The 12,710-nt window shown below is 72.2% G+C and carries 8 protein-coding genes; 7 read left to right on the top strand and 1 reads right to left on the bottom strand.

Annotation, left to right across the window (positions count from 1 at the left end):
- Nucleotides 1-428 precede the first annotated feature (428 nt).
- From rodA to MXD95_RS21590, 4 genes are all read left to right on the top strand, one after another.
- Nucleotides 429-1,664 carry a rod shape-determining protein RodA gene (gene rodA / locus MXD95_RS21605; protein ID WP_250642506.1) on the top strand — a complete coding sequence of 412 codons (1,236 nt, stop codon included), beginning with the start codon at nt 429-431 and terminating at the stop codon, nt 1,662-1,664.
- A gap of 71 nt (nt 1,665-1,735) precedes the next feature.
- A complete protein-coding gene (locus tag MXD95_RS21600; protein WP_250642505.1) occupies nt 1,736-3,676 on the top strand; it encodes a TIGR03960 family B12-binding radical SAM protein in 1,941 nt (646 codons plus the stop codon).
- Entirely contained in the window at nt 3,660-4,499 is an 840-nt protein-coding gene (locus MXD95_RS21595) for a TIGR03936 family radical SAM-associated protein (protein WP_250642504.1), read from the top strand. Before MXD95_RS21600 ends, MXD95_RS21595 begins: the two co-directional genes overlap by 17 nt.
- Nucleotides 4,500-5,441: 942 nt before the next feature.
- Nucleotides 5,442-8,987: an Rne/Rng family ribonuclease gene (locus tag MXD95_RS21590; RefSeq protein WP_251078801.1), complete on the top strand. Its 3,546-nt coding sequence runs from the start codon at nt 5,442-5,444 to the stop codon at nt 8,985-8,987.
- Nucleotides 8,988-9,243: 256 nt separating this feature from the next.
- On the opposite strand, the gene MXD95_RS21585 is transcribed toward MXD95_RS21590, so the two are convergent.
- The gene (locus MXD95_RS21585; RefSeq protein ID WP_250642502.1) at nt 9,244-9,873 is read right to left on the bottom strand and encodes an MFS transporter; all 630 of its coding nucleotides are present in this window, start codon (nt 9,871-9,873) and stop codon (nt 9,244-9,246) included.
- A gap of 350 nt (nt 9,874-10,223) precedes the next feature.
- On the opposite strand from MXD95_RS21585, the gene rplU reads away from it, so the two are divergent.
- From rplU to obgE, 3 genes are all read left to right on the top strand, one after another.
- Nucleotides 10,224-10,541, top strand: a complete 318-nt coding sequence (gene rplU, locus MXD95_RS21580; RefSeq protein WP_250642537.1) for a 50S ribosomal protein L21 — start codon at nt 10,224-10,226, stop codon at nt 10,539-10,541.
- A 5-nt stretch (nt 10,542-10,546) separates the two neighbouring features.
- Nucleotides 10,547-10,819, top strand: a complete 273-nt coding sequence (gene rpmA, locus MXD95_RS21575; RefSeq protein ID WP_250642501.1) for a 50S ribosomal protein L27 — start codon at nt 10,547-10,549, stop codon at nt 10,817-10,819.
- A 230-nt stretch (nt 10,820-11,049) separates the two neighbouring features.
- On the top strand, nt 11,050-12,672 hold the full coding sequence (gene obgE, locus MXD95_RS21570) for a GTPase ObgE (RefSeq protein WP_250642500.1): 1,623 nt from the start codon (nt 11,050-11,052) through the stop codon (nt 12,670-12,672).
- Nucleotides 12,673-12,710 lie beyond the last annotated feature (38 nt).

Genomic DNA, 12,710 nt, shown 5'->3' with positions numbered 1-12,710 from the left:
GCCAGCCGCGCCCCGCCTTGGCTGCGCGCCGAGCCGTGCCTGCCCTACCGGCGCGCCAGCCGTGCCCCGCTCGGCTGGCGCGCCGAGGCGCGCCCTCTGGCGGCGGTGGGGCCAGCCCATCGCTCGTGCGCGGCGCTGTCCCCACCCGGCCCGCCTTCCAACCGGCGCCGAGAGTCACGATGTGTGATCGAAACCTGCGGCATCTGTGGAATCATGATCCAAACAGGTTCTTGTGGGGGTGTTTGTGTCCGATGTGCCCCCCACGGCGACCTGGATAGCCGGATCTTGCTCGATGGTGGAATGCGGAGCGTGTCTGGTGGCTCTGCCGGGAGAGCGTTCCGGTCAGGGGCGGGGGCGGTGTAGGTGCCAGGGGGTTGTGGAGAGTCACAAGCTCTCGTAGGAGTCGAACAGGGCGGAGGGAATCGGGCATGGCGCAGGAGGCCGGACCGACCGCGTTGCGGTCGTCCCCGGTGCCGATCCGGGGGCGGATCGGGCAGCTGCGGGACCGCGCTTCCGGGCGGCACTCGCCGATGCGGCGGCTGGACTGGACGCTGCAGCTGTGCGTCATCGCCCTGTCCGTCGTCGGCGCCCTGCTGGTGTGGTCCGCCACCCGCCAGCGGCTGGGGGAGGCCCACGCGGACCCGCAGACGTTCCTCAAGCGGCACCTGCTGAACCTGGTGATCGGGCTGCTGCTCGGCGCGGTGGCGACGGTGGTCGACTACCGGGTGATCCGCGCCTACGTCCCGTTCGTCTACCTGGGCTCACTGCTCGGTCTGGTCGCGGTCCTGGTCCTCGGCTCGACGATCAACGGTGCGCACTCGTGGATCGTGCTGCCGGCCGGCTTCCAGCTGCAGCCGTCGGAGTTCGCCAAGGTGGCCCTGGTCGTCGGCGCGGCGATGATCCTCGGTGAGAAACACGAGGACCGGCATACCGGCATCCAGCGCAGTGCCCCCGGTCACGGCGACGTGCTGCTCGTTCTCGGCCTGACCGTCGTGCCGATCGGCCTGATCATGATGCAGCCGGACTTCGGCACGGTGATGGTGCTGGTGTTCACGGTACTGGGCATGCTGGCCGTCAGCGGGGCGCCGCGTCGCTGGGTGCTGGGGCTCATCCTGTGCGGGGTGCTGTTCGGCGGGGCGATCCTGCAGTTCCACCTGCTACAGCCCTATCAGGAGGCCCGGCTCACCTCCTTCGTCTCGGAGAACAAGGCGGCGTCAGGCACCGGCTACAACGTCTCCCAGGCGATGATCGCGATCGCCAACGGCGGGATCTTCGGGCGCGGGCTGCTGCATGGCCAGCAGACCCAGGGGCAGTTCGTCCCGGAGCAGCAGACCGACTTCGTGTTCAGCGTGGCGGGGGAGGAGCTTGGCTACCTCGGCGCGGCCGGCGTGATCGTGCTGCTCGGGGTGGTGCTGTGGCGGGCCCTGTCGATCGGGTTCGCCTCGCAGGACTCCTTCGGCGCGTTGATCGCCACGGGAGTGGTCTGCTGGTTCACGTTCCAGTCGTTTGTCAACATCGGGATGTGTCTGGGCATCATGCCCGTCACCGGGCTGCCGCTGCCGTTCCTCTCCTACGGCGGTTCGTCCATGTTCGCGAACATGATCGCGGTGGGTTTGTTGCAGAACGTACGTCTCCGATCACGTTCGGATCCGTATGCCCTGTAGAGGGTCTCCCGCCGGCATCCGGCTCGGCGCGATCGTCAGATGCTGGTGCGGCGTGCCGTAGGCTCGCGTGCATGTCCGGACAGTCGCTGTTCGCTCGCCTGGAGCCGCTGCTCCCGCGGGTGCGTCGGCCCGTGCAGTACGTCGGTGGCGAGGGCAACTCCGTCGTCAAGCCCTGGGAGTCCGCCGCCGTCCGCTGGTGCCTGATGTATCCGGACGCCTACGAGGTGGGCCTGCCCAACCAGGGCCTGCAGATTCTCTACGAGATCCTCAACGAGCGGCCCGACGTGCTGGCCGAGCGCACCTACTCGGTGTGGCCGGACCTCGAGGCACTGCTGCGCGAGCACGACCTGCCGCAGTTCACCGTGGACGCGCACCGCGCCGTGGGCGACTTCGACCTGTTCGGTGTGAGCTTCTCGACCGAGCTCGGCTACACCAACCTGCTCACCGCGCTGGACCTCGCGGGCATCGGCCTGCACGCCGACCAGCGCGGCGAGGACGCCCCGCTGGTCGTGGCTGGTGGACACGCCGCGTTCAACCCCGAGCCGATCGCCGACTTCGTCGACGCCGTCGTCCTCGGCGACGGTGAGGAGGCGGTGCTCGGTATCACCGACGTCGTGCGGGACTGGAAGGCCACCGGGCGCCCTGGCGGGCGGCGGGAACTGCTGGTCCGCCTTGCCCGGCGCCGGCTGGTGTACGTCCCGGCGTTCTTCGACGTCACCTACCGGGCCGACGGCAGGATCGAGCAGGTCCGGGCGAACCGCACGGACATCCCCGCCCGGCCGAGCAAGCACACGCTGTCCGACCTGGACTCCTGGCCGTATCCGAAGGCGCCGCTGGTCCCGCTGGCGGAGACCGTGCACGAGCGGATGAGCGTGGAGATCTTCCGCGGCTGCACCCGTGGTTGCCGGTTCTGCCAGGCCGGAATGATCACCCGTCCAGTGCGGGAGCGCAACATCGAGACGGTGGGCGCGATGGTGGATGCGGGGCTGCGGGCCACCGGCTTCAACGAGGTCGGCCTGCTCTCCCTGTCCAGCGCCGACCACACCGAGATCGGCCGGATCGCGACCGGTCTCGCCGATCGCTACGCCGACAGCCGGGTCTCGCTGAGCCTGCCCTCGACCCGGGTGGACGCCTTCAACGTCACGCTGGCGAACGAGTTCTCCCGCAACGGTCGGCGCAGCGGGCTCACGTTCGCCCCGGAGGGCGGCTCCGAGCGGCTGCGCAAGGTCATCAACAAGATGGTCAGCGCCGAGGACCTGGTCCGCACGGTGAGCACCGCCTACGCGCACGGCTGGCGCCAGGTCAAGCTCTACTTCATGTGCGGGCTGCCGACCGAGACCGACGAGGACGTGCTCGAGATCGCGGAGCTCGCCCGGCAGGTCATCCGGGCGGGCCGGGTCGCCAGCGGGCACCGGGACATCCGGTGCACCGTGTCGATCGGCGGTTTCGTACCCAAGCCGCACACCCCGTTCCAGTGGGTGGGGCAAGCGTCGCACGAGCTCACCGACGCGCGGCTGAAACTCCTGCGCGACACGGTGCGAGCCGACCGGGAGATCGCCCGCGCGGTCGGGTTCCGGTACCACGACGGGCGCCCAGGCATCATCGAGGGACTGCTCGCCCGCGGGGACCGGCGGGTCGGCGCGGTGATCGAGCGAGTCTGGCGCGACGGCGGCCGGTTCGATGGCTGGAGCGAGCACTTCTCCTTCGACCGCTGGTCGAATGCCTGCGCCGCCGAGCTCGAGCCGCTGGGCATCTCGTTGGGCTGGTTCACCACCCGGGAGCGGGAGGAACGCGAGGTGCTCCCCTGGGACCACCTCGACGCCGGGCTCGACCGGGACTGGCTCTGGGCGGATTGGCAGGAGGCGTTGCGCGGAACCGAGCTCGACGACTGTCGCTGGACGCCTTGCTACGACTGCGGGGTCTGCCCGACCATGGGCACCGACACGCAGATCGGCCCGACCGGCCGTACCCTGCTGCCGATCGTGGGAGTGGGTAGTGGCGCGCCGGCCTGAGGGACCGCCGCCCCCGCCCGTCGTCGCGCGGATCCGGGTGCGGTTTGCCAAGCGGGGCCGGTTGAGGTTTCTCTCCCACCGTGACATCGCGCGTGCGATCGAGCGCGGCCTGCGGCGGGCGGGCGTGCCGATGGCCTATTCGGCCGGGTTCAGCCCTCATCCGCGGATCTCCTGGGTGGGGGCGGCGCCCACCGGAGCCGCGAGCGAGGCCGAGTACGTCGAGTTCGGGCTCGCCGCCGCTGTCGACCCCGAGTGGCTGCGGTCGGCGTTGGACGCGGCGCTGCCACCCGGCCTGGATGTGCTCGACGCCGTCCTTGTGCCCGGCTCGTCCACAGTGGGCTCGTCCGGCTCCGGCCCGGGTTCGGATGGGGCGGGCCCGGCCGGTACGCGCATGTCCGGGTCGGGGAGTCTGGCCGAGCGGATCGACGCCTCGCGCTGGTGGATCCGGTTGCCGGGGGTTGGCGAGCCCGCGCTGTCCGCCGCGGTGGCCGAGCTGCTGGGCCGGGACGAGGTGGTGGTGGAGCGGGCGACCAAGGATGGTCGTCGGCGTTTCGACGTCCGGCCGGCCGTTGTCTTGGCCGTTTGTCGTGCAGAGAACGGCACATGTGCGATACTGGAGTTGGTCGCGCGGCACACGACGCCCGCCGTGCGGCCAGACGACGTGCTGACCGCCCTGTACGTGGTAGCTGGTCTGCGCCTGTCGGCTCCTCCCGAGCCCATCCGGCTTGACCAGGGCCGGCTGCTCGACGATGGAACGCTGGCTGATCCACTGGCGCCGGACCGCAACGACGCTGGCCGGCTGGTGGGTCGCTCCTCAGCGTGATGCAGGGCGTCGCAGGATTTCCCGGCGCTGCTCGCGCCGGACCGAGACAACGGCTTCTGCGCGGTCGCGACTGCACCTGCAGCGCGCCCGGGAGCCCGAGAGGCTTCTTAACCCGTGCCCGACGATGACCTGACCACTCAGCCCGATCTGGAATCCACCCGCCCCGCGCCGCGTCGGCGCCGAGCGGCGGGACGCGCCGCTGGCGCGCCTACCGACTCGCCGGCAGTCGTGGATCCAGCCTCCCCGATCAGTGCCGCGCCGGCTGGCGACGGCGCGACCGCGACCTCCCCGGCCGATGCGGCTCCCGCCGACACGCCTGCCGCGGCAGCCGCCGACGCGGCTCCGTCACCGGCCAAGCGGCGTACCCGAAGCGCCGGCAGCACAACGGCGCGTACTCGATCCGGCCGCGCTACCCCGGCGAAGGCCGCCGAGACCGACACCCCATCCGCCGGCACCCCACCGTCCGACGTGCCGCCTCCCGATGCGTCCGCGTCGGTGACGCAGCCGTCGGTGGCTGAGCCGCCTGCGGCGCAGGAATCCGGTACGGCCTCGCCGGCCGCGCCCCCGCGGCGCTCCCGCGGCCGCCGTGCGGTTCGCGAGACGGCCCCGGCCGACGCCCCGCCCGTGGTGGAGGGCGGGACCGGCATCGATGCCGCGGAGGGACAGGTGAGTGTTGAGCTGGCGCCGGTCGCTGCTGTCCTCGTGGCCGCGGCCGGGGCGCCGCCCGCTGACGCCCCGTCGGCCGCGGCCCCAGCGCAGGAGGCTCCCAGGACCCGCCGCACCCGTGCGCGCCGGGCGACCTCCGGCCCGATCAGCCCGCCGCCGGCAGCCGATGCCCCAGCCGGCCCGGCCGCTGCGGCATCCGTTGCCGCAGAGGACATACCCGGAGGAAAAGACGCCGTCGCTGTGCCGGACGCAGCCTCGGACGCGGCATCCGCCGCCATGACACTCGGGGACGAACCCACCGCCGAGTCCGTGGCCGCTCCGCGCGCTCGCAGCCGCGCCCGGAGCACCCGGCGTCGCGCCACGTCCGAGAACGTCTCCGCCGAGAGCGCCGTCCCTGCCGAGAGCGCCGTCCCTGCCGAGAGCGCGGTCCTCGCGCAGAGCAGTGCCGCCTCGGAAGGCACTGCCCCCGGGCATAGCACTGCCTCAGTGCGAGACGCCGTCTCCACAGATAGCGCCGTCTCCTCGCAGAGCGCTGCTTCCTCGGATGGCACTGCCTCCGCCGAGAGCGCCGTCCCCGCCAAGGGCGCCCGGCGTTCCACGCGTGCCAGCCGGGCCGCCAGAGCGGCCTCGTCGCCTGCGCCGGCCGGGACCGCGTCGACCGACACCGCCGCTGCGCCGACCCTGACCACCCCGCAGACCACACCTGCGGCGTCCGAGGTCGCCTCCACCGGACCGAAGGCTGCCGAGACGGAAGCTGCCGGCACAGAGGAAGCCGTCGAGGCCGCGATCCTCAGTGTCGAGGCTCCGGTCGCGCAGCCCACGGCGCCCACGGCGGCGTCCGAGTCCGCCTCCGAGGCGGCTGCGGCCCAGCCGGCGCCGGTCGACCCCGTGGCGAGCACGGACGCCGGCACCATCGGTGCACCGATTGGTGGGGCCGGGTCCCGTGGCCGGACGCGGTCCCGGCGAGTAGCCGCACCGACCTGGACGGATGCCGTCGAGGAGCCGTCACAGCCGCCCGCGTCGCGGCCCTCTGTGCGCCGACCCGTGGCGATGGTGACCTTCCAGGCACCGGAGCCGGCGGCGGAGCCCCGGTGGCCCCGGGAGAATGCTGTCGGGCGGCTCCCAGCAGAAGACCTGGCGCCGCCGCCCCCCGAGGCAGGACCGGATTCCGCCCTGGTCGAACCGGAGAGCACCGCGCCGGTCGTCGACGAGGAGGACGAGGAGATCACCGCCGGCGAGTTCGCCATGGCCGACGACGGCGAGTTCGACGACGACGAGCAGGGCTCCGGCTCGGGCTCGACCCGCCGCCGGCGGCGTGGCCGCCGGGGACGCGGCCGGGCGCGCGGCGACGAGGACGAGTCGGACCTGCATGCCGACGAGTCCACCGAGGCGGGCACGACCGACGATGCGCCGACCGCCGCCGCCGTGGTGGACCCGCAGGCGGCTGGCGCCGAGCTCGCGGATGGTGTCGCCGCAGGCTGGGAGAGCGATGCGGCCGACACGTCCGACGACACCGAGGACACGGCCGACCGCGATGGCGAGGACGCCGACGGTGACGACGAGTCGTCAGGTGGCTCCCGTCGGCGCCGTCGTCGGCGTCGCCGCACCGGCGGCGAGGAATCGCCCACCGTGGACGATCCGCCGAACACCGTCGTGCATGTCCGCGAGACGCGGCGTGATGATGATCTTGTCCGTGGCCTGAGTGGGTCGACGCGGCTCGAGGCCAAGCGCCAGCGTCGGCGCGAGGGCCGGGACAGCGGGCGGCGCCGCCCGCCGATCGTCACCGAGGCCGAGTTCCTCGCCCGCCGTGAGGCCGTCGAGCGTCGCATGATCGTGCGTCACGCCGGTGACCGCACCCAGATCGCCGTGCTCGAGGATGGCGTGCTCGTCGAGCACTTCGTCACCAGGGCCAGCTCCGCGTCCTATGCGGGCAACGTCTACCTCGGCCGAGTGCAGAACGTGCTGGCCAGCATGGAGGCAGCGTTCGTCGACATCGGCAAGGGGCGCAACGCCGTGCTGTACGCCGGCGAGGTCAACTACGACGCGTCCGGGCTCGATGGCCGTCCCCGCAAGATCGAGCAGGTGCTCAAGTCCGGGCAGTCGGTGCTGGTCCAGGTGTCCAAGGACCCGCTCGGGCACAAGGGCGCCCGGCTCACCAGTCAGATCAGTCTGCCCGGCCGGTACCTCGTGTACGTACCGGACGGCCAGAACGCCGGCATCAGCCGCAAGCTGCCCGACACCGAGCGGGCTCGACTCAAGGGCATCCTGAAGAAGATCACGCCTGAGGACGGCGGGGTCATCGTGCGCACCGCGGCCGAAGGCGCGAGCGAGGCCGAGCTTGCCCGCGACGTGGAGCGGCTCGCCGCCCAGTGGGACGACATCCAGCGCCGGTCGAAGAAGGCGTCCGCGCCGGCGCTGCTCTCCGGCGAGCCCGACCTCGTCGTGCGGGTCATTCGCGACATCTTCAACGAGGACTTCACCGAGCTCGTCGTCCAGGGCTCCGGCGAGGCACGCACGATCGAGGAGTACATCGACACAGTCGCGTCCGACCTGCGTCCGCGCATCCGTCGCTACACCGGGACGGGTGACGTCTTCGCCGACTACCGCGTCGACGAGCAACTCGCCAAGGCGCTCGACCGTAAGGTCTGGCTGCCCTCGGGCGGCTCGCTGGTCATCGACCGCACCGAGGCGATGACGGTGATCGACGTCAACACCGGCAAGTTCACCGGCAAGGGCGGCAACCTCGAGGAGACGGTCACCAAGAACAACCTGGAGGCCGCGGAGGAGATCGTCCGCCAGCTCCGGCTGCGCGACATCGGCGGGATCATCGTCATCGACTTCATCGACATGGTGCTGGAGAGCAACCGGGAGCTGGTCCTACGCCGGCTCACCGAATGCCTCGGCCGCGACCGCACCCGTCACCAGGTCGCCGAGGTGACGAGCCTCGGCTTGGTCCAGATGACCCGCAAGCGGGTGGGTCAGGGCTTGCTCGAGGCATACAGCGAGCCCTGCGTGCACTGCAACGGCCGCGGCGTCACCATCCACCTGAACGGCGGCGGTCATAGCGGCAACTCGCAGAGCGGCAACGGCCAGAGCGCGAACGGTCATAACGGCCATGCGCAGAACAGCCAGGGGGCGCAGGCCGCGCCCGAGCCGGCGTCGGGCGTCGGCGGGTCTGGCGATGGGACTGACTCTGCCAGCGGGAACGGCTCTACTGGCGGGAACGGCTCTGGAGGCGGCACCGGGTCCGGCGGCGGGGGGCGACGGTCCCGGGGAGCCGCGACGCGGGCCGCGGGCGGCCCGGCGTTGGTCGCGGCACTGAGCCAGGCTGTTTCCTCCTCGGCCATCGCGTCTGCCTCGGGGTCCGCGGCCGCTGTCGGCTCCTCCGGCGGTGCGTTGGCAGCCGACGCGACGGGGCCTGACCCGGTGCCCTCCGGGGCTGTCGCACCGTCTGAGGCTGCACCGTCTGGGGCTGCACTGTCTGGGGCTGCACCGTCTGGGTCGTTGGCGGCGGCAGGGTCGGTGCGGGTGGTGGGGGAGAATGCCGCCTCCTCGGGCGGGCCGGACGGCGTCGGGGCGCTGGCGGTCAACGGCAACGGACACGGCCCGACCGCGAGCGTTCCTCCCGCGGCTTCGGAGAGCGACCCGACGCCACCCGTCTACGCCAATTCCGACGATCCCGACAGCCTGGCCGGCGGGACTGGCGGCGCGGGCTCGGACAAGCCGGCCCGTCGACGGCGCCGGGCCTCCCGGCCCGCATCCCAGCCGGCCGCCGAGACGCTCGTGCCCGTCCCGTCGACAGCGGAGAGCACCACCGACTGACGCCCGACCGACGATCGCCCGACCGACGATCGCCCGACCGACGATCGCCCGCATGCCGGACAGCCGGTGGCCGGCACCTCAGCGGCTGTCCGGCCTGGACGCTTGCCACCCGCGCGGAACCATGGTTGTCACACAGTGCAGCGGTCCACCAAACAAGATCCGCCCAAACAGGTCGCCGTGGGGGGCAAAGGGGCCAGGGGCCGAGCATGGGGTCGGGGACGGGTACGGCGGCCGTCGGCCGTGAGCCGTCGGGGGATCAGGCCGCGGTGGGTCCGGCCGAGCTCTGAGTGGCTGGTGCGGACCGGGTGAAGCGACGGCCCGGGTCCTCGCGCAACAGCAGGTCCAACGTGGCCCGGGAACGGCTCAGCGCGGCTTCGACCGCCTGATGGGCGCGCGGCGCGTCACCCATCTGCAGCGCATAGGAAGCGATCGTCAGTGACTGTACGAGATCGTCCTGATCGGCCAGATCCGGGTGCATCAGGCGGCGGGGAGCGGCTTCGGCGTCCGGCAGGGGCGTCGGCTTCGATTCTGGCGCGGCGACGAGCCCCCAGGCGGCCGGGTCCCGACGGCGCACCGCGATCCAGCCGGCCGCGAGAGCGGTGGCCAGCAGCCAGCAGGCGCCAGCCCAGGCCGGGACTCTGGCGAGCGCCGTCAGAACCAGTCCAGTGACGCCCAGCACGACCAGGGCGCCGGTCGCCGCGGGCACGGTGCCGGGGATCGAGCCATGCCGGCGCGCGGCCAACGCGGCCGGCCGGCAGGCGACGGCGAGCGCCCCCGCCGTTCCCGTGGCGGCGCCCCAGACCAGCACCTGCCAGACCATCCCCATCACCCCCGGCGCGACCATCTGGCGCCGGAGCCGCACGATCCTTCGCGGACTGCGCGCCATGTGGACGATCCATGCTTCTCTCTGGCGCGGGCGGTTAACCATGGCCCGTATGGGTCATCCGCGGAATGACCCGTGGCGGGGATCGAGGGGCCCCGATCTTCGTCTGGCCGGCTCCCGACCGTCACCCTGGGGCGAAGGACCTGTAAGGTGGAGGCCGCGTGTCCACCGGATCGGGGCCAACCCACCGGGGAATCGGGACCCGGCATGATGCGAGCCGGGATTCTGTGTGGTCCGACACGTGGTGGTTTCGCATCGGAGCTCCGCGCGGAGCCGTCGTCCACACGCGGGCGTGGTTTCACGTGATCACAGCGGGTGTCAGCAGCAGGGCACAACAACAGCAGGGAGATCTGGTGTACGCGGTCGTTGCCAGCGGCGGCAAGCAGCACAGGGTCGCCGTCGGCGATGTCGTCGACGTCGAACTCCTTTCCGGAAAGCCGGGCGCGGCCGTGAATCTTCCGGCGCTCCTGCTTGTCGACGGCGACTCGGTCACCCACGCCGCGGACGCGCTCGCGTCCGTCGCGGTGACCGCCGAGGTGGTCGGCGTCGTCAAGGGTCCGAAGATCCGGATCCACAAGTTCAAGAACAAGACCGGCTACCACAAGCGTCAGGGCCACCGCCAGAAGCTGACGCGGCTCAAGGTGACCGGCATCGAGACCGGGAAGGCCTGACACCGATGGCGCACAAGAAGGGCGCGAGCTCCTCGCGCAACGGTCGGGATTCCAACGCCCAGCGCCTTGGGGTGAAGCGGTTCGGCGGCCAGGTCGTCAAGGCTGGCGAGATCCTGGTCCGCCAGCGCGGCACCCACTTCCACCCCGGCGAGCTGGTCGGGCGGGGCAAGGACGACACGCTGTTCGCCCTGTCTGCGGGGCACGTCCAGTTCGGGTACCGCCGTGGCCGGCGAGTCGTGAACGTGGTGGCCGCCGAGGCGGCGGCACGCGCGGCCTGAGCCGGCTGCGGCCGGTGGCGCGGCCCCGGTCCGGCTGGTGCCGGGTCGGGTGAGTGCTCGGTCGTGAGCGAGTGAGCCGCGCGCGTCGTCCTGCTGGGATTTCGATCCGCCGCAGGAAGACGCGCGCGGTTTGCCATGTAAAGAGCCCGACGTGGCAGGCGGCCCCGGTGCGCTCGGCGCCGGGCGTTCAGGCATAGGCGGGGCGGGAGTCGGCGGGAGAGGAGGCGGCGGTGTCAAACTTTGTTGACCGGGTGGTGCTGCATGCGGCGGCTGGGGACGGTGGGCACGGCTGCGCGTCCATCCACCGGGAGAAGTTCAAGCCGCTGGGCGGGCCGGACGGGGGAGACGGCGGTCGCGGCGGCGATGTCCGGCTCGTCGTCGACGCCAGCGTGACGACGCTGCTCGACTTCCACTTCCATCCGCACCAGCGGGCCACTCGTGGCCGTCCCGGGCAGGGGTCCAACCGCCACGGCGCGGACGGGGAGGACCTCGTCCTGCCCGTCCCCGATGGCACGGTCGTGCTGAGCGACGACGGGCAGCAGCTCGTCGATCTGGTCGGTGTGGGCAGCGCGTACGTGCTGGCCCGGGGCGGGCGGGGCGGGCGAGGTAACGCGTCGCTGGCGTCGGCCCGCCGCAAGGCACCCGGGTTCGCCGAGCTCGGTGAACCCGGCGAGCTGCTCGACGCCGTCCTCGAGCTCAAGACGGTGGCGGACGTGGCGCTCGTGGGCTTCCCCAGCGCCGGCAAGTCATCGCTGGTCTCGGTGCTCAGCGCCGCCCGGCCGAAGATCGCGGACTATCCGTTCACCACACTCGTGCCGAACCTCGGCGTCGCCCAGGCTGGTGACCACCCTCCGTACACGGTGGCGGACGTCCCGGGGCTCATCCCCGGGGCAAGCGAAGGTCGTGGCCTGGGCCTTGAGTTCCTGCGGCACATCGAGCGGTGCTCACTGATCGTGCATGTGCTGGACTGCGCCACTCTCGAGCCCGGCCGCGACCCGTTGACCGATCTGGACGTGATCGAGTCCGAGCTCGCCGCCTACTCCTCGGATCTGTCGACCCGGCCTCGGCTGGTGGTGCTCAACAAGATTGACGTCCCGGACGCGGCCGACCTCGCCGAGCTGGTGACCCCGGACCTGCTAGCCCGCGGGCTCGACGTGTTCGCGCTCAGTACCGCGACCCACCAGGGGGTGCACGCACTGTCGCTGGCCCTGGCCGCCAAGGTGGCCGAGCATCGGGCGAGCGCGCCGAGCCAGAGCGCGACCCGCATCGTCCTGCGTCCGCGGGCGGTGAACGAGCCCGACTTCGCGGTGACGGCCAGCGGTGACGGCTTCCTGATCAGCGGGCCGAAGCCGCACCGCTGGGTACGTCAGACCGACTTCACCAACGACGAGGCCATCGGCTTCCTGGCTGACCGGCTGGCCCGGCTCGGAGTGGAGAAGGAACTCGCCCGTCTCGGGGCCACCTCGGGCGTCGAGGTCACGATCGGTGAGGTGACCTTCGAGTGGGAGCCGACGCTCAGCGGCGGCGGCCTGCTCACCGAGGAGGCGGCGCCCACTGCCCGGCCCGCCCCGGCTGGCGGTAGGTCTGCTCCAGACGGCGACGAGCTCAGGCTCGGACCGCGCGGCAGCGACGACCGGCTGCGCGCCTCGGTCCGCCTGACCCGGGCCGAGCGCATGGCTCGGGCCGAGCGCACCCGCACCTTCGACCCGGTCGGCCACCTCGAGGACGACGACCTGGAACGCCGCAACGGCGCGCAGAGCCCGGTCGATCGCGACGGCCCGCGCGCCGCCGCTGATCATGTCCCGCCGGGTGCTGCTGGTCCCGCGGAATCGGACGGCCGGGCGTCGGCCTAGCGCGGTCCCGGCGAGAAGGTGCTTCTGGCCGGCAGAGT

It is taken from the genome of Frankia sp. AiPa1, from assembly GCF_023243075.1.
Taxonomy (GTDB): domain Bacteria; phylum Actinomycetota; class Actinomycetes; order Frankiales; family Frankiaceae; genus Frankia.
Note: the sequence above shows the minus strand (reverse complement) of the source record. Positions and strands in the feature narration are given on the sequence as shown.